Below are 17,723 nucleotides of genomic sequence, written 5' to 3'. Positions count from 1 at the left end.
CTTACCTACTTGCCGCCTGGAGGCGCGCTAAGAAGCGGAGTGGACGCGGGTCCCGAAGCAGAAAGCGCACCCCGTTGCTGCCGACTAGTCACGTCGCGCCTATAGGCAATAGGTCTATGCGAAGAATGGATCTTATGCTGGGGTAATGGCGCGCCGTGCGCATGGCCGAGCGAAAACAGCCCGGCCATGCCCGGGTGATTAAATCAGACGTGGGTGTGATAGATTTTACTGACTATTGTCCACTTGCCTTCGACCTTTAAGAGATTGAAGAAATCAGTAAAGCAGAAACCGGAGAGGTCATTTGTGTCGATGCGAGCGCTGGCGGCGGTGCCTGCGATGTCGATCCGGGTGACAGCAGCCTTGGCATCAGGCGATGGCTTGAAGACACTGTCTATGGTGTCGAAGAGGCCTTGAATCGGACCGCCGGTCAATTTGCTATCGCCGTCGACGCCGAAGATGGTAGCCTGCTCGCTGAATGCAGGCTTCATGATATTGCTTTTCGCTTGCTTGCCGCCCTCGTTGTACTGCTTGAGAACTTCCACGATCGCATTATATTCTTGCACGTAGGTGGGACTATTCATGATATGCATCCTCGAAATAACAAAACATTAAGGAAGAGTAGGGGCGAGAAACACCTGCCGACTTACCAGTCCTGCCGGGTCGGCGTGATAACAATGTCGTTTATATTGACCATCGCGGGTTGATTGAGGGCGTAGACGACAGCCTGTGCTACAGCTTCAGGTGCGATGGCAAGCTTGTTGAGCTCCTGCGCAGCCTTGCGGCCTTCTGGATCGCTGACTTTGTTTGCCCATCCAGTGTCGACTACCCCGGGACTGATCGTTCCCGCTCGAATGCCAAGGTGCACGGAAAGCTCCTTGCGCAAGGACTCCGTGACAGCCTGGACGAAGAACTTTGTTGCGCAGTAGATACCCGCCGATGGCACCACGTGATGGCCGGCAATCGAGTCCATATTCAGAATATGGCCGGACTTCTGCTGCTGCATAAAAGGCAGCACGGCCGCAATCGCGTTCAGGTAGCCTTTGATATTGACTTCAATCATCTTCTCCCAATCATCGGTCGCGAAGTCGGTCCAGTTCGAGAACAGCATCAGGCCCGCGTTGTTGACCAGGATATCGATGGAGCCGTACGCATCCTTGGTGAACTGTGCCATTGCCTTCATCTGTCTTGCGACTGTGACGTCTGCAACGTGACCTACAATCTCGCCACCGTTCTGTCGGGCAGTCGCAACAAATGCCTCGACTTCCGCGGCGTCTCGGGCAACGGCGACTACTCGAGCGCCCTGCGCCACGAGGGCCCGGGCGGTCGCCGCCCCGATGCCGGATGATGCACCAGTGATAACGGCAACTTTGTCTTGCAGATAATTCATGTTGAAGTCCTCTCTGAAGGTTTACCCTAAGCGATGTGGACACCTAATCGTCACGTTAGGGGACTGCGGTATGTTCCAGATATCGGCGTACGATTAATAAGCGCCGGTCGGCCAATCGGTGTAACCCTTCGCACCCCCGTTGTAGTAGGACTCGCGCGGCGCAATCGTTAGATCGGCACCGTGACGGAGCCTTTCAACGAGGTCGGGGTTTGCTATGAACAGGCGGCCGAACGCTACGATGTCGATCTTCCCTTCAGCACGGCGCTGAATTGCGAGGTCCAGGTCATAGTCGTTGTTGCCAATGTACGGACCGTCGAAGAGCGCCCGTAGAGCGTCGAGATCAACCCCGGCAGGGACGTCCCGCGAACCACCGGTCGCGCCTTCCACAAAATGCAGGTAGGCCAGTCCCATGCGATTCAGTCCGCGAATGAGATGTCCGTATGTGGCCATCACGGTACTGTCCGGAGGGGTATTTCCAGCATTGGGCGAAACCGGCGACAGGCGTAAGCCAACCCTTTCGTTACCCCAAACATCGACGATCGCCTCGGTCACCTCAAGCGTAAGCCTCGTGCGGTTCTCGATTGAGCCGCCGTATCGGTCTGTACGCTTATTGGTGGAATCTCGGAGGAATTGATCTAGCAGATAGCAATTGGCAGAGTGCACTTCGACGCCATCGAAACCCGCGCGCTTGGCATTCTCAGCCGCATGGGCGTATTGCTCCACGATGCCGTGGATTTCTTCGGTTTCCAACGCTCGCGGCATCGATACCGGCACGAAGCCTTTCACTGTATAGGTTTCGCCTTCAGCTTTTATAGCTGACGGCGCGACCGGCGCTTCGCCGTTTGGCTGAAGTTCTGTGCTCGAGAAGCGGCCGACGTGCCACAGTTGGCTGACGATTTTGCCGCCCGCAGCATGAACCGCGTTGGTTACCTTCTTCCAGCCGGCGACCTGCTCGTCACTCCATATGCCTGGGGTAGCCGCATAGCCGCGACCCTGCGCCGAGATGTTCGTAGCTTCGGCCACAATGAGCCCGGCGCCGGCACGCTGAGCATAGTACGTTGCGTGCAGGTCATTGGGCACGCCATCCTCAGAGTAGCGGCTCCGCGTGAGCGGCGCCATCGCGATTCTGTTTGCCAACTCTATCGCGCCTAGTCGGCTCGGTTCAAAGAGGTCGGTTTTGGTGCTGGTATTCATCAGTTAATCCCATAAAGTTGACCGGTCGACTACAAAAAGCAAAAAAGAGTGTTAAGACAGCAGGTGAGCCATGGCACCTAAAGCAATCTCAAACGATTTGCCATCATGATTCAGCTTGTCTAGCAGCGATGCACCTAGCCACAATTGATACAACGACTCTGCCAGTTCAATTGCGGGCTTGGTTGCGGCGATCGAGCCATCCACCTGACCTTGCCTGACACATTGCGCGATCCGCTCAACGATTGCGTCCGTTCCCCGTTTGAGGGCTTCGCGCAAATCCTGGGACAGGTCACACATCTCCGGTGCCAGCTTGACTACGAGGCACTTTCCGTCAGTAAGCCCCGTACACTGCTTGTCGGCCCAGAAGCGGAAATAGGCCTGCAGGCGAGCAGAAGCGCTGCCTTCGCCACTAAGCATTCCTTCTATCGTGGACAGGTAATCGTCAAAGTACCCCTCGAGCAATGCCTGACCAAACTCTTCTTTGGACTTGAAGTAGTAATAGAAGGAGCCCTTCGGAACGTCGGCCGCCGCCACGATCTCCGCTAAGCCCACGGCGGTGTACCCCTTTTCAGTCATCAGGGACTTCGCCGCACCCAGTATGTGCTGCCGCATTTCTATAGTTGGTTTCCTCATGACGACAGCCTATCAGATAGTCGACCGGTCGTCTACGAGTCCTGTGAACGCGGTCTCGCAGAACCGTAGCGATCGTGCCGCAGGACTGCTCGGTCAAATAGCGGGCCGTACCCCGTCAGAGGCCGCCGGCATTGCATTCGGTCAAGATTTGGTAGCGCTCATCGGCGGTCCGTTGCATTAACAAATGTGATGATTCACTAAAAAATTTATTGATTATGTTTGTTTTTTCTGCGGCCTAGGATATCTGAATTCGTTGGCGTCTACCGCTTCGGAAGATGCGGTCCGTAACACTAACTTCAGAGGAGTGCTAAGTCCATGTGGCATACGAACCTGCAAAACTGATCGATCTTTGAGGTAGGAATCTTATGGCGGGTCCACCGGGTTCAGGGGGGCGCTCGCCCATGGCATTGGATGGAGATATCAGAGGTGTTGACATGCTTGGTCTAAATATCGCATTGAAACGAAGTGTTTTGGTAGCGTGCGTGAGTTTAAGTGTCCTCTCGGCATGCGGGGGACATATTGACTCGCCAACTCAGGACGCGCCAACCCAACTCTCGGCTGGCGCTGCGGCAACGGGAGATAACTTCAGTGCCCAGGTCGCGCAGCAGATCTTGGCTGCTGGCGGCAACGCAGTAGATGCCGCAGTGGCGACGGCCTTCACTCTAGCGGTAACGTATCCTGAGGCCGGCAACATTGGGGGCGGCGGATTCATGACGATCTACATGAATGGACAGCCATACTTCCTGGATTATCGCGAAGTCGCCCCAGCGGCCACGTCCCCAACTTTCTTTTCACAGTTTTCGACTGCGGATGGCAAGGAAGACCCGCAGAGTAGCGTCCAAGGTGCCCAGGCAGTCGGTGTCCCCGGGACAGTCATGGGGCTTTGGACTGCGTGTCAGCGATTCTGCAAGTTGCCGTGGCGGCAACTTCTCGCGCCAGCGATCGCGCTAGCGCGCAACGGTTACATTCCGTCGCAGGACTCGGTCGACAACTATAGCGGCACGATTGCGGCGGATCAGGGCCATCCCTATCCCATCAACCTGTCGGAATACTTTGGCGGGATGAAGGCGAACCAGACTTTTACACAGCCGGACCTGGCGGCGACACTGGATCGGATCTCCAGCGGGGGCGCCGACGAGTTCTACAAGGGAAAAACCGCTGATCTGCTTGTCAGCTCCATGACGCAGGATGGCGGCAAGGGTGTTATCAGCAAAGCAGACCTGGCGTCGTACAAGCCGGTATGGCGGCAACCAATTTCTTTCACGTGGAAGGGGATGACTCTGTTGACGGCGCCTCCTCCGAGTTCGGGCGGTGTTGCGCTCGCTCAGTTGCTCGGGATGAAGGCGGATCTTGCCAACACGGCATTCACCGGTGTGCCCGTAAACAGCGTTCAATACATCCACCTCAGCGCAGAGATGATGAAGCGCGTGTTTGCCGACCGAGAAACGTACCTGGGTGATCCAGACTTCGTGAGCGTACCTGTTGCGGGCTTGCTCGACCCAGACTACATTGCTCAACGCGCGGCGGAGGTCAACCCAACCTCAATATCGCCGTCGGCAAGTGTTGCTCCGGGAAAACCGAAGTTCCATACCACGCATTTCTCAATCGTGGACAAGTGGGGTAATGCTGTGTCCAACACGTACACACTGAACGGTTTCTTTGGCAGCGGTGTGGTCGTCCGCGGTGCTGGATTTGTCTTGAACGATGAGATGGACGATTTCGCCACCGTAGCAGGACAACCCAACGCTCTTGGAGTCGTTGGGGGCGATGCAAATGCCGTGCAGCCAGGTAAGCGTCCGCTATCATCGATGTCTCCCAGCATTCTGCTGCAGAACGGGAAGGTGGCGATGGTCATAGGTACTCCGGGAGGCTCGCATATCTTCACGTCGCTCTATCAGGTGTTATCTGACGTTTACGATTACAACATGCCGCTTGCCGATTCCGTAAAAAATATGCGCTTCCATCATCAGTTGCCGCAAGGTACCGTTGTCTACTACGAACCGTACGCACCGTTCCCGTCGTCGCTCGTATCGGAGCTGGCGACGCGAGGGTATTCCGTGGCCAATAGTGGCTTCAACACGGACGTGGCGGCCGTTCAAATTGTCAACGGCAATCCGATTCCAGTGTCCGATCCTCGCGGTCGTGGTGCATCGGTTATCGCTAAATAGGCTGGCCATGGTCGGGGGCTTCGGCCCCTGTTCTTGATGCCCCGTGCCTTACGGTGTCAGCTGGGGTCGGCGTCGCCGGAGGAATCGGCACAGGAGCGGATCAGGTTGGCCAGATCTCGCACCGGTTCGGACAGGTTACCAAAGGCGCGGTGCACCAGGCCGACTTCGCGGTGAAAAGTATGCGCCCCGAGATCGATGGCACGAACTGCGGCGGGCCATCGCCGAAAGGCCGCCACTTGCGGGACCAGTGCGACCCCTAAGCCGTTCGCGACGAGCTTGACTATTGCTTCCAGTTCGTCGACCTCGCAGACTTCGCGGAGCGTGAAGTGCATGCCGCGCAAAAATTTGTCGACCTGACGACCACCGAAGGAAGACCGGTCGTAGCGGATAAATTGTTGGCTCGACAACAACTCTGCCCAGTCATCGCCCGCCACGTTGCGCGGTGCTATCAGCCTAAACGGCTCGCTCACCAACGTGGTCCAGCGTAGATCCTTCTGAAGTGAGAAGGGCGGTCGGATAACAACTGCGAGATCAATTTCGCCGGCGTCAACTGCGTTGAGCAATTCCAACGAGAGGCCAGGAACAATCCGCGTTCTGCACTGCCGGTGCTGCCGATGAAATCGCGTGAGCGCTGCGGGCAGCAATGATCTCTGAGCTGAAGCAATCGCGCCAACGTTGACCAGGACGCTTGGTGGCGCCCCCACGGACGGAGATCCCAGATTCTCGTACAGACGAATCAGCTCCTGCGCCTGCAGCAAAGTCTGGTGTCCCAGCTTATTCAGCTTCGCGGCACGCCCCTTCCGGTCGAAAAGTTCGAAGCCCAGCTCTGACTCCAGACGCTGCATCTGCGCGCTGACTGCGGCCTGCGTCAGGCCTATCTTGTCGCCTGCGGCGGCGAACGTGCCCTCGCGAGCAACGGCCAGGAGCGTCCTGAGTTCGCGGATCATATACAAATCCTTTTTGTGAGAATGAAAAATATATATTGATTTTATTTTCCTTTCCGCGTTTCTACAATTTGTTTGTGCGAGACGAGCATCTCGGAGCCTGCCGCTTCGACGAAGGAACTAGCAGCACGACAAGGCATTACTGCCGAGAGGTCTGGAAAAATAGCGCCGGATCCAGCACCGACCGACCTTTGCCGCGGCCACAACATCATTCTCGGAGTTTTCAATGAGTCTTTCCCCGTTTCACCTGGCTATTCCAGTCTATGACTTGCCAGCTGCCCGACACTTTTATGGAGAGGTGTTTGGTCTCAAGGAAGGTCGTTCGGATACGCAATGGGTTGACTTCGACTTTTTTGGCCACCAGCTGGTCATCCACGAGCACGGCAAGACTGCTGACCAGGAGCATGCACGTGCCAATCCAGTAGATGGTCACGACGTGCCGGTTCCGCACTTCGGCATCGTGCTCGACTGGGAACAATGGGAAGCGTTGGCCGCTCGCCTGAAGTCATTTGGAACGAAGTTCGTAATCGAGCCTTACATTCGATTCCAAGGTCAGGTAGGCGAACAGGCAACCATGTTCTTCCTCGACCCCTGTGGCAACGCGCTAGAGTTTAAGGCGTTCAAGGACATGAGTCAGCTGTTTGCGAAGTGATTAGGGGTGGCACGCGTTGACGGTGCCGCCTTTTTTACGCCTGACAGTACAAATAGCGCTTGAGCTCCGTTAAAGCGGACCATCCGGGCGCATCGGAGACAATCATGAAGCGCATAACATTGGTGTGGCAGATAGTCATTGGTTTGGTGATCGGCATTGCGGTCGGTTGGTTTTTCAACACTCACTCGCATAGCCAACAATGGGTAACTGCGGAAATACTGAAGCCGCTTGGCGATATCTTCATCAAGATGATGAAGATGGTCGTCGTACCAATCGTGTTTTCTTGCATGATCCTCGGAATCGCGGGTGGCGGTGATAGCAAGTCCTTCGGAAGAATGGGCATCAAGTCCATGTTGTACTTCTTCTCGATTACTGGCCTTGCTACGATCGTCGGCCTGGTCTTCGGGAATTTGCTCAAGCCTGGTTTGGGTACAAATATTTCCGGTTTGACGCACGCCGGTACGACAATAAAAACCGAGCCCAGCAAAGGCGCCCTTATCGTCTTGCAAAACATTGTCCCGGACAATCTATTCAGTGCGCTTACCGACGGCAAGCTGCTTTCAATCCTTTTCTTCGCTGTACTGTTCGGGATTGCTCTGAACGCAATGCCTCGAGAGCGGAGCGCTCCGGTCCTCGCTGTGCTGCAGGGAGTCGCTGACGCAATGTTCAAAGTTGTCGCGATGGTCATGGCCTACGCGCCGATTGGTGTCTTTGGGATGATCGGAGCCACCGTTGCATCATTTGGCTTCGCTTCCTTGCTCCCGCTGCTGAAACTCATCGGTGTGGTCTACTTCTCGCTGCTCGTATTTGCCGTGGTGGTGCTTGGCGGAATCTGCTTGCTGATTGGTGAGAACGTCTTCAGGCTGATGCGCTATTTCAGAAGCGAGCTGATTCTCGCCTTTTCGAGCGCCGCCTCCGCTGCCGTCATGCCTCAGTTGATGGAGAAGCTCGAGGAATATGGCGTGCCACGCCGCGTAGTGAGTTTCGTGGTCCCGGTGGGCTACGCTTTTAATCTCGACGGAGCGTCCATCTTCCTTGGTGTCGCTACGATCTTTATTTCTCAGTTGTACGGACTCGACCTTTCCTTGTCGCAACAAGCAGTGCTCGTCGTAACGATGGTCCTTATGTCGAAGGGCGCTGCCGGCGTTCCAGGCTTCGCAATCATCATTCTGTCAGCAACCCTCGCCTCTGCTGGGATACCGCTCGAAGGGGTTGCACTCATTGCCGGCATCTTCCGCGTGATTGACAGTGGAACGACGACATTGAACGTTCTCGGAAACGCGGTGGCACCACTGGTCATCGCTCGATGGGAACAGAAACGCACTGCGGAAGAGAGAGTTACCGCGTAAGCGCGTCCCGCGAACGGCTGCGTGGTGCGGGATACGCCCTGTCTCGGAGGGCGTATCCGTCTCGGTCAGCACATGATGCCTTATACCGTTCCGTTTAACGGGCGTAATAGAGGGTGGTCACCGACGTCCACGTTCAGACGACGTGGCCGAACGCGGTGCGCGCATACAAGCCGATCTAAAGAATACTAGTTGCGTTCTTCTTGAAATAAGGATCCGTAATGCAAGTTTTATCTGAGATCTTCAACACGGTTAAGCCATCGCCGACTCTGGCAATTACGAAAAGAGCAGGCGATATGCGACGGGAGGGTATCGACGTAATCGGCTTGTCGCAAGGCGAGCCCGATTTTCCTACGCCGGAGCATGTGAACACGGCGGCGAAAGCCGCGATAGATGGCGGGCAGACAAAATACACGGACGTCGACGGCACTCGCGAACTCAAGGAAGCGATCGCAAGGAAATTTCAGCGCGACAACGGGCTTGCCTACGAGGTTCCCGAGATCAGTGTTGGAACCGGGGGAAAACAGGTCATCTACAACGCCCTCGTCGCAACGCTAAATCCTGGCGATGAGGTGATCATCCCGGCGCCGTATTGGGTGTCCTATCCCGACATGGTTCGCCTCGCGGGAGGCAGGCCAGTGGAGGTTCATTGCCCTGCGAGCCAGGACTTCAAACTCACCGCGTCGCAGCTACGCGATTCGATTACCCAAAAGACGAAATGGGTTGTGATCAATTCGCCTAGCAACCCGACGGGCGCAGGATACTCGGCGGCGGAACTGGCGGAGCTGGCCGCCGTGTTGCTCCGGCACCCGCACGTGCTTGTTTTGACCGACGATATATACGAGCACATCCGGTACGACGGGTGGTCGTTCTCAACAATTGCCTCTGTCGAGCCGCGGCTAAAGGAGCGTACATTGACGGTGAACGGAGTGTCAAAAGCCTACGCAATGACCGGCTGGCGGATCGGCTATGCAGGAGGGCCTCGCGCTCTGATTTCTGCCATGAGCACCATCCAGTCACAGAGCACCAGCAACCCAAGTTCGATTGCACAAGCGGCCGCGCTGGCTGCGCTTGACGGTCCCATGGAGTTCCTTGCCGAACGAAACGAGATCTTCAGAATTCGACGTGACCTGTGCCTCGACTCGCTCAATGCAACTGCGGGTCTGAGTTGCCGGCGTCCGGAAGGGGCGTTCTACCTCTTTGTGTCATGCGAGGGCTTGCTCGATCGTGCAACTTGCGGGAGCGAAAAGTTGAAGAACGATATGGACGTCGGACGGTATTTTCTTGAGCAAGCGAAGGTAGCAGTCGTGCCCGGGAGTGCCTTCGGGACTCCTGGCTACTTTCGCATCTCATTTGCGACGGCGACGGAGCGGCTTGAGGAAGCTTGCAGGCGCATTCGAGAAGCCTGCGAAAATTTAAATTAGGAGGCGGATTATGGATCTTGGTTTGAGCGGTAAACGGGCTCTTGTAATGAGTGCTGGTGGGGGATTAGGCAGCGAGATTGCGGTGGCGCTGGCGCGCGAGAACGTTGATGTTTGCGTTGCAGATCGCGACGCCTCGTCGCTTGACCAGGTGCAGGCTCGAATCTCCGAGGTCGGCGGGAAAAGCCGAGGGTTGGCTTTTGATCTTGGCGTTGCCGAACAATGGCGCACAGCGATCCAGGATCTGCTAGCAGACATCGGCGGCATCGACATCCTCATTAACAATACGGGAGGACCCCAGCCGGGGCCTGCATTCGGCCATTCCGAGGACGTGTGGCGCGAAGCGTTTGAATCGATGGTGATATCGGTAATTGGCATCACGGACCTGTTGCTTCCTGGAATGCGTGACCGCGGGTGGGGTCGGATCATTACAAGCACATCGTCGGGAGTCATTGCTCCGATCCCTAACCTCGGTCTCTCGAACGCTACGCGCATCGCTCTGGTCGGATGGTCGAAGACATTGGCTCGCGACGTCGCGAAGTTCGGGATTACATCTAACGTAATCGTGCCGGGCCGAATTGCCACGGCCCGTACTCGTTTTCTCGACGACTCCAAGGCGAAACGGGAGGGCCGCGAGGCCGCCGCAGTCCAGTTAGAGAGTGAGGCGTCGATCCCAATGGGGCGTTACGGTGATCCACAAGAGTACGCCGATGTTGTGGCCTTCCTCGCCAGTAAGCGCGCATCGTACATCACCGGGTCGACCATCCGTGTTGATGGCGGTTTGATTGCGGCTGTCTAGTCCGCTTTACATATCCAGATAGAAAAGGAGTCGCTATGTCGACCTTCGAAGCAGATGAACAGAAGTTCGCGGCACTTTCGAGCGTCACGACGGCAACGCTCACGACCATTTTGCTCAAAAAGGGCTTACGCAATGTGTGGATCCGCGGAGCGTTTCCGATTGCATCTGGCACGAAGCGCGTTGTCGGTCGGGCTTTCACGGTGCGGTTCGTTCCTTCACGTGAAGACCTGGCGACGCCCGAGTCCTGGTCGTCACCAAATTCGACTCGCGGTGCTATCGAGCAGATGACTGCCGGATGTATCGCGGTGGTCGACGCAATGGGCGTGAAGGACGCGGGGGTATGGGGCGACATCCTTTGTGCACGAATGGCCAAGCGCGGCGTCGCCGCGCTTATCACTGACGGTGTTGTTCGTGACGCAACGGGCGTCTTGTCGACCGGTTTGCCAGTATGGGCGGCGGGTGCGGCAGCACCACCCTCGGTAGCCGGCCTCACGTTCGTGGACTGGCAGCAGCCTGTCGCTTGTGGCGGGGTCGCCGTTTTCCCTGGCGACGTCATCGTCGCCGACCAGGACGGCGCGGTTCTTATCCCTGCGGCACTCGTTGACGATGTAATTCAGGCCGCTGTCGAACAGGAACGTTTCGAAGCTTGGATTATGGATGAGGTCAATGCCGGTGCTGCATTGCCCGGTCTGTATCCTCCGAACGAAGAAAACAAGGCGCGGTACGAGGCATCCAAGAAGGGTTGAGATCGCCCGTAGCGTGACGGCGGCGAAGCTATTGCCGCCAGCCGCAGACGAACCGCGCACGAGCTTCACGCGGCCCCGGTGGCTGGCTGCTTTTCCTAACGCACTGATGCCAGCCTGTCGGTCCCGAATCAGGCGATGATAACTTCCTCGAATCTCGATGGGACAATATCTGCACAATTCCGTAGGTCAACACCCGGCCGTGTCTGAGTCGGTCCTTATCGGCTCGACCGCTTTGGCGAACGGCACCTGGCTCGTTGATGGAGTCTGTGAGTTTCGCAAACTCTTGCCGGGATGTCGTCTAAAAATCAGGCTGGGTGTTTCGCTGAACCTTGTAGGGCAGGTGCTTTCTGGGGAAGTGGACGGCGCCATAATTATCAAGCCGCCGTTTTCTCTACCTGTCGATTTGAAGTGGCATCCACTCGCGACGGAGCAGTTCGTCGTCCTGGTGCCTGAGAGCCTTGAAAACGAGCACTGGAGGGATCTACTCAGTTCCCGGCCCTTTCTACGGTTTGGCCGCGATTCCTTCAATCAACGGCACGTGGACAGTATCTTCGAAATGAATCACGTCAGCCATGGCGAAGTTATCGAGCTGGACGACTTGAACACGGTCATGGCGCTTGTCGCGAAGGGTGTCGGAGTCTCGATCGTTCCGGGGCTAGACGGTATACCTATGCCGCATGGCGTTACGACGCTCCCACTTGGCGGGGCAACCTTCTCACGCGAAATTGGTATCGTCGAACGTCAAGAGTTGCCACGTCGTGCTCAGGTCCAAGTGTTCGTTCGGTCGATGAGCGAAGCGACAGGCAGCAAGAAGACCGCCGACAAAGGCCGCGCTCGCTAATAAAAAGAGGGAGGTGACAGGCAGGTTGGTCAGGACGCGGAATTATTGTCGCCTTGCGAAGTACAGCACGGACGTCGCAGCATCGGGCCTTGCCTGTGTCGGCACTGACCGTCCGGCAAGCACGTCCGTCGGCGCATCAGCCGCGCCTTCCTTCCTATTGGTCGCCTCACTACCAAGGGTGTGAACCGTGCGCTGGCTGTTTCAGCGCGATATCTAGCGAACAAGCAACGCTCGACGTACCGAAGTGTGGCCTCTTGCCGGCCAGTGAGGGTGTTTCGCGTGGCCGCAACGTTTCGACCATTCTCGACACTCGATCAAATTGTTCATTCGTCTCGATAGGCGACATATCCTGAGAAGCGTCGGAGGTTATCGAATGGGTCGCAGCTACGATCGACGCTGCGGCGTTGCCGCCGACCGAACCACTTCCGATGAAAAAACATACAACGGAGATTTGTGCAAAGCTCAAAAATATATAGCGAATTGTGGATTTTGTCGCGGATAGACTTCTTACGTCGTCGGTCACATTCGGGACATCAAGTAGTTTTCAGCGGACACTACGAAGGGCTGTCAGGAAGTGGCTAGATGACCATTGCATAGGTGGTTTCCATAGGTCGACGGGACCGTCAAAGAGGTTTTTTCAAAGCACGCGCAACGGGAGATTCCATGAAACGCAAGGTACTTTCGCATGTTGTTTTTTGCTTCTTGGCTGCGAACGCTCACGCCCAAGAAAGCGGTACGCTGCATAAAATCAAAGAAACAAACCTCATTGCTCTTGGACACCGCGAGTCATCTGTCCCGTTTTCATATTACGACGATCGACAGCAAGTCGTGGGGTATTCGCGGGAATTTCAGCTCAGAGTCGTCGAGGCAGTGAAAAAGAAACTCGGTCTTCCGGGGGTGCAAGTTCGCGATATCCCGGTGACCTCCCAAAATCGCATTCCGCTCGTACAGAACGGTACGGTGGACATTGAGTGCGGTTCCACAACTAACGATCTCGAGCGGCAGAAGCAAGTTGCCTTCACCAACACGATCTTCATTATTGGTACGCGACTGCTGACTGCAAAAGACTCTGGGGTAAAAGATTTTTCGGACCTGAAAGGCAAAACCGTAGTCACGACGGCCGGAACCACATCGGAACGCCTGCTCAGGAAGATGAACAACGAGAAGCAGATGGGCATGAGCATCATCAGCGCGAAAGACCATAGCGAGTCGTTTCAGGCGCTGGAAACGGGGAGAGCAGTCGCCTACATGAATGACGACGCGATTCTCTCAGGAGCTCGGGCACGAGCGCGGCAGCCCGACAACTGGGAGATCGTGGGAAGTCCCCAGTCGCGGGAGGCGTATGGTTGCATGGTGCGCCGCGACGATCCATCGTTCAAAAAGATCGCGGACGACGCTATTGCGGACATGGAAAAATCGGGCGAGGCCGCGAAAATTTACGCGAAATGGTTTCAAAGCCCGATTCCGCCTAAGAACCTGAATCTGAATTTCCCCATGAGTGAGGCAGTGAAGCATCTTTATAACAATCCGAGCGACAAGGCGCTCGATTGAACGTCAGGCGTTAGTGAAGAGCGGCGCGGCGCGCACCCTGCGCGATTCAAGCAGAGTGGTCAGAGTCAAGCCCGTCGGATGAGCGCCTTGCGTTAGGCCAATATCATTGGTTAGCCGACGCTGCGTCGCGCAGTCATGTCCGCAACCTGCCTGTTCACGTCGGGAGGTTCGCGCGCGATGCCGCCACCAATGCCGGTCGCAATTGCGCCGGGCGCTACTGGGTTGGCAGCGATTGTCCGTGGACCACATTCCCTTTGCAGGTGGCGCGTCAGCACTTCGACCGACCCGTCGACGCATGCGCGAAAGAGCACGGAGCGCAAACCGAGAGCGCCCGGAATAAACGTTCGCATCCAGCCACCGTCCTTGGTGGCAACGAGTGGAGGGATGGTCGTTTGACTACAAGTGGCGTCGCCCGCACGGCTCGCTCGCGGTAAGACTCCCATCGATCGCGTTGCCCGGTTGGGCGTGTCGCACGTCTTACACACGAGTTGGAAAGCCATGCCTGCGAATCACACAAATAGTGGCTTCGTATCCGGAACTATTGCACATGGTGAAGACCTCAGCTTAGTCGACGACCATACCGGCGGCGCGAACAGCCCATGACCCGCTTAAACGCCGCACTGAACGATTTCTCCGATTCATAACCCGACGGCAGGCCGATCCTGGCAACGGAGTCACGGGAATGTCTTAGCCTGTCTGCGGCTAGCGTCATTCGTCAACGCGCCACATAGCCCATCGGCGAAAGCCCGGTCAGTTCCTTGAACCTTAGCGCAAAGGTAGTGCGCGCGAGATGGCTGCGTGCCCGACCGGACCTCTTGGATGACGCTTATATGAGCGCCGCGCGGCAATCTCGAAGTCCCAGAGCGTTTGGCCAGCGCACTGCACTGAAATGCGCTGGCCGTGTTGGTACGCGCGAACGAGGCGTACGGCTACCCGGCGGCCATATCGTGAGTTACGCGTCGGTGGCTGACCGGTTCGAAGTTGGGTTCAACTATTTCCTCCGCCCGACGGCGCCGGGCGGTGAGGTGGGCACGGGCAATCTCGTGTATTTTCAGCCGTATTCGTCACCGGACGTGTATGCGGGTGCGTACCTAGAAGGGTCCCTGTCCGAGGGGAATCTGCAGCGCTATCTGCCCAGAAGGCGGCGAGTTGCATCGAAGGGGCTGATCGTTCTGCCGGTGTCCTCCTGGGGGCAGTGCGCGCTGGTGCTCGGACGGCTTCGAATTCCGTTGTGACGATGGTGTGCCATTGCTGGTCGTCTTTGCATTGGATGCTGCCACCGCGACGCTATGAGCTGGGGGGGCGAGGACCGGGGTTACACCGGTGACATGGTTGGTGCGTGACGTAATGCTTCCGGCCGTCGCGAACCGCTTCCATGGGGCGCTGAAACCGATAGCGAATCGAGTGACTTAGCGACTACGGTTCCTGCTGCATTGCCGACGAGACTCTGACGGTCTCGCGGGCAATCGGTCTGAAGCCCATCACGGCACCCGTCCGAACTCCGCAGAACAACGGAAAGGCTGGGGGCTTCGTCAAAACGATGAAGCGCGATTAAGTTTCGTGGATGCCCAAGCCTGACGCGAGGACAGGCCCCAAAACGTGGCCATCGTGTTCGGCCACTACAACGAATTGCATCCGCACAGCGCCCTGAAATACCGCTCGCCACGCGACTTCCGCTGGCAAACAAAATTCGCCTACCTAAGCATGACCGTGTGTCCGGTTATGCAGGGGCAAGTCCAAGTTACACCGGCACGTCATTGACAGACATCTTGACGTCACTGCCGGATAAGACATCGCCAAGCTCTTTTTTTACACTCCTTTCCAAACGGCCCTCAGCGCGCTGAAGAGCTTAGGAAAAAAACTACAAAATTTTCATAACTACCTTGGAGACAAAAAATGAGACGACCCGTCCGCAACTGGGCCATCGCCGCTTCAAAACTTCTGGTTGCGTTGGTTGCCAGCGCGCAGTTCGACGCCCATGCCGTCTTGCCGACGGTCACGCTTCCGACTGGGCTCGACTTGGGAAGCACTTCCTTTCTTGACGGCTTCGGCGGGAATCCCGGCGACCTCGCAGTGCAAAGCTACTTTGCCGTCACGCATGCTAATGCGTATAAGACCAGCAACGGCTCCAATTCGCCTCTTTTCAACAATCCGCAGTTGAATGTACAAACGCTTGTGGAGCAGGTTCTTTACGAGCTTCCCACGGCTACAACGATTTTCGGCGGGCACCCCGGCATTGACGTCATCTTGCCCCTTGTGAACCTCAGTCCATCGTTCACCCCACCGCCGCCGTACCCGGGTGTCACACCAACGACCAGTCACGCGGGGCTCGGTGATATGAGCTTGGGAGTCCTGCTGCAATGGGACCCGGTTATGGTCGATGGCCACCCCGTGTTTGTGAGTCGCGCAGAGGTATACGGGGCATTCCCGACTGGAAGGTATGATCCGTCTGTCGATCTGAATCCAGGTAATCATTTTTGGGGGATAGGTATTACGGCGTCGTTCACCTTTCTCCTTGGACCGAGTTTCGAAATTAGCTTGCGACCGCACTACCAATACAGCTTCAAGAATAACGAGCCAGCAAGCGGCGCCCCTCTCGCTCCTGGCATTGAGGATACACAGGCCGGCCAGGTTTTTTACACGAACTTCGCCGCCTCATACAGGTTAACCGATAAGCTGCGCCTCGGTATAAACGGTTACTATCTTCGTCAGATTACGGAAAACCGTATAAATGGAGCAAGCGTTCCTGAATCGCGCGAACAAGTACTAGGTATCGGTCCAGGCCTTTATTATGACGTTCGAAAGAGCGACAAATTTTGGCTGAATACCTATACCGAAACACTTGTGCGGAACCGGTTCAGAAACTCCGCTGTGGTCAACTTGCGGTGGATTCACCTGTTTTAAGAGCAGTCATCTTGGCCAATGTGGGCGCAGCGATACTGCGCCGCTTTCATTTCGTGCGCCCAGCATGGACGCATTCTAGTGGTGCACGTCCCACCGCAAGTTGATCACAGCGAGCGAAGCGATGCCCCTATGTGATTCGTCGAGAAGTAGAGGCGGATTTCGGTTGGCAGTGGGCGCCGTCGCACAGCGCGTCGCAACGTCGTCGGGCGAGAGTGATGAGCGCCTGATTGCGGCGCTTACCCGCTGGACTTTGCGCGCGTAGTAGTCCCTTGAGATGGGGGCCCGCAGGGCAGCGAAGGCCGAAAGGAAGAGCGCTCTCTTGAGCACCTTGTTACCCCGTCGGGGCGGATGTTCACCCCCGAACGGATGAGCCCGAGCGTCAGGTGACCGGGGCGAGGCCAGCGTAAGCAGCCCGATGCGCGGCTGATGCGAACGCTTTGTGAGCGACTTCAGTGAGCACTGTGCCGGCGGTCCTGACGGCGACTCCCGGCAAGCTGGTCAGGACCGGCCAAAGAGGGTGTGCGTGCACCAGGCGCTCAACTTCGCCGCCAGCTTGCTTTGCGTTGCTTGCGCAGGGACGCGAGTTGCTGAGCAAGGCGTCGCATGACGATGGTTGCTGGCTAAGTACCGGGCACGATCACCGCCTGTTCGCTGAGCGCCTGTACGATTTCGATGGCCAGGGCTTTTGCCCATGCGAGGTGCGAGTTTGGTGAGGCGGTCGGCCAGTGTTTTTTCGCTGGCTGAGGCGAGCTCACCGGGCGCGGGCTATCGCTCAAGCAGACCGAGCACAGCCGGATGGTCGAAGCGCGGTCCCAGTACCCTTTCCAGCGCCGGATGGATCTGGCGAGCGGGCCTCGAATGGGGGCGCTGGTCTGCGTGATCTGTGCCGCGAGATCGCCGTCGAAGCCGCATAGGACGGTAAGTTCGCCGAGCGGTTCGTCAGCCAGCCGAAGTGAGCGCAGCTTCTGCGGCATCGAGCCCGCAGCTTCTGCAATGATGGGGGCATCGCGGACATCGGTCTTGAGTTCACCAGCCTGCGGGTTGGCGATGCGGCGCATAGCGAGACCCACTAGATAAGCGACGAGGACACCTTTATCAACTGCAACTGCCACCCTCGCCTAGAACGCGGGGCGTGCG

16 protein-coding genes and 2 pseudogenes are annotated in these 17,723 nt (G+C 56.9%); 11 read left to right on the top strand and 7 right to left on the bottom strand.

The annotated features are described in order from the left end of the window. Positions 1-203 precede the first annotated feature (203 nt). The 4 genes from B0G73_RS33310 to B0G73_RS33295 all read right to left on the bottom strand — a co-directional run bounded on the left by B0G73_RS33310 (position 204) and on the right by B0G73_RS33295 (position 3,214). Positions 204-581: a nuclear transport factor 2 family protein gene (locus B0G73_RS33310; protein ID WP_090812618.1), complete on the bottom strand. Its 378-nt coding sequence runs from the start codon at positions 579-581 to the stop codon at positions 204-206. Positions 582-643: 62 nt separating this feature from the next. Further along, the gene (locus B0G73_RS33305) at positions 644-1,387 is read right to left on the bottom strand and encodes an SDR family oxidoreductase (protein ID WP_106285383.1); all 744 of its coding nucleotides are present in this window, start codon (positions 1,385-1,387) and stop codon (positions 644-646) included. Between the two features lie 93 nt (positions 1,388-1,480). Further along, complete coding sequence (locus tag B0G73_RS33300) at positions 1,481-2,581, bottom strand: alkene reductase (protein ID WP_106285382.1); 1,101 nt, start codon at positions 2,579-2,581, stop codon at positions 1,481-1,483. A 51-nt stretch (positions 2,582-2,632) separates the two neighbouring features. Further along, positions 2,633-3,214, bottom strand: a complete 582-nt coding sequence (locus B0G73_RS33295) for a TetR/AcrR family transcriptional regulator (RefSeq protein ID WP_106285381.1) — start codon at positions 3,212-3,214, stop codon at positions 2,633-2,635. Positions 3,215-3,648: 434 nt separating this feature from the next. On the opposite strand from B0G73_RS33295, the gene ggt reads away from it, so the two are divergent. Then, positions 3,649-5,382 carry a gamma-glutamyltransferase gene (ggt, locus tag B0G73_RS33290; RefSeq protein ID WP_106285428.1) on the top strand — a complete coding sequence of 578 codons (1,734 nt, stop codon included), beginning with the start codon at positions 3,649-3,651 and terminating at the stop codon, positions 5,380-5,382. 56 nt (positions 5,383-5,438) lie between these two features. Here ggt and B0G73_RS33285 read toward each other — a convergent pair whose 3' ends face one another. Further along, positions 5,439-6,329: a LysR substrate-binding domain-containing protein gene (locus tag B0G73_RS33285; protein WP_106285380.1), complete on the bottom strand. Its 891-nt coding sequence runs from the start codon at positions 6,327-6,329 to the stop codon at positions 5,439-5,441. A 223-nt stretch (positions 6,330-6,552) separates the two neighbouring features. On the opposite strand from B0G73_RS33285, the gene B0G73_RS33280 reads away from it, so the two are divergent. From B0G73_RS33280 to B0G73_RS33250, 7 genes are all read left to right on the top strand, one after another. After that, positions 6,553-6,978: a VOC family protein gene (locus B0G73_RS33280; protein ID WP_106285379.1), complete on the top strand. Its 426-nt coding sequence runs from the start codon at positions 6,553-6,555 to the stop codon at positions 6,976-6,978. A gap of 104 nt (positions 6,979-7,082) precedes the next feature. Beyond that, positions 7,083-8,327 carry a cation:dicarboxylate symporter family transporter gene (locus B0G73_RS33275; RefSeq protein WP_106285378.1) on the top strand — a complete coding sequence of 415 codons (1,245 nt, stop codon included), beginning with the start codon at positions 7,083-7,085 and terminating at the stop codon, positions 8,325-8,327. 218 nt (positions 8,328-8,545) lie between these two features. Then, positions 8,546-9,748, top strand: a complete 1,203-nt coding sequence (locus B0G73_RS33270) for a pyridoxal phosphate-dependent aminotransferase (protein WP_106285377.1) — start codon at positions 8,546-8,548, stop codon at positions 9,746-9,748. A 10-nt stretch (positions 9,749-9,758) separates the two neighbouring features. Then, positions 9,759-10,544 (top strand): SDR family oxidoreductase, encoded by a 786-nt coding sequence (locus B0G73_RS33265; RefSeq protein WP_106285376.1) that lies wholly within the window; start codon positions 9,759-9,761, stop codon positions 10,542-10,544. 35 nt (positions 10,545-10,579) lie between these two features. After that, on the top strand, positions 10,580-11,290 hold the full coding sequence (locus B0G73_RS33260) for a ribonuclease activity regulator RraA (RefSeq protein WP_106285375.1): 711 nt from the start codon (positions 10,580-10,582) through the stop codon (positions 11,288-11,290). A gap of 157 nt (positions 11,291-11,447) precedes the next feature. Next, the gene (locus B0G73_RS33255) at positions 11,448-12,131 is read left to right on the top strand and encodes a LysR substrate-binding domain-containing protein (protein WP_106285374.1); all 684 of its coding nucleotides are present in this window, start codon (positions 11,448-11,450) and stop codon (positions 12,129-12,131) included. Between the two features lie 663 nt (positions 12,132-12,794). Then, positions 12,795-13,682: a glutamate/aspartate ABC transporter substrate-binding protein gene (locus B0G73_RS33250; RefSeq protein ID WP_106285373.1), complete on the top strand. Its 888-nt coding sequence runs from the start codon at positions 12,795-12,797 to the stop codon at positions 13,680-13,682. Between the two features lie 559 nt (positions 13,683-14,241). Here B0G73_RS33250 and B0G73_RS41790 read toward each other — a convergent pair. Then, entirely contained in the window at positions 14,242-14,394 is a 153-nt protein-coding gene (locus tag B0G73_RS41790) for a helix-turn-helix domain-containing protein (RefSeq protein ID WP_308706158.1), read from the bottom strand. A gap of 235 nt (positions 14,395-14,629) precedes the next feature. Between B0G73_RS41790 and B0G73_RS41950 the strand changes: the two genes are divergently transcribed. The 3 genes and pseudogenes from B0G73_RS41950 to B0G73_RS33230 all read left to right on the top strand — a co-directional run bounded on the left by B0G73_RS41950 (position 14,630) and on the right by B0G73_RS33230 (position 16,586). After that, positions 14,630-14,917 carry a hypothetical protein gene (locus tag B0G73_RS41950; protein ID WP_374957044.1) on the top strand — a complete coding sequence of 96 codons (288 nt, stop codon included), beginning with the start codon at positions 14,630-14,632 and terminating at the stop codon, positions 14,915-14,917. Beyond that, positions 14,883-15,443 (top strand): annotated as a pseudogene (locus B0G73_RS41475) (integrase core domain-containing protein); the annotation flags it as partial. The gene B0G73_RS41950 and the pseudogene B0G73_RS41475, both read left to right, overlap by 35 nt. Before the next feature lie 135 nt (positions 15,444-15,578). Continuing rightward, positions 15,579-16,586, top strand: a complete 1,008-nt coding sequence (locus B0G73_RS33230; RefSeq protein WP_106285371.1) for a transporter — start codon at positions 15,579-15,581, stop codon at positions 16,584-16,586. Between the two features lie 127 nt (positions 16,587-16,713). Here B0G73_RS33230 and B0G73_RS33225 read toward each other — a convergent pair. After that, positions 16,714-17,698, bottom strand: a pseudogene (locus B0G73_RS33225) (transposase); the annotation flags it as partial. Positions 17,699-17,723 lie beyond the last annotated feature (25 nt).

This window comes from Paraburkholderia sp. BL25I1N1 (assembly GCF_003002025.1).
In the GTDB taxonomy this organism is placed as follows: domain Bacteria; phylum Pseudomonadota; class Gammaproteobacteria; order Burkholderiales; family Burkholderiaceae; genus Paraburkholderia.
Note: the sequence above shows the minus strand (reverse complement) of the source record. Positions and strands in the feature narration are given on the sequence as shown.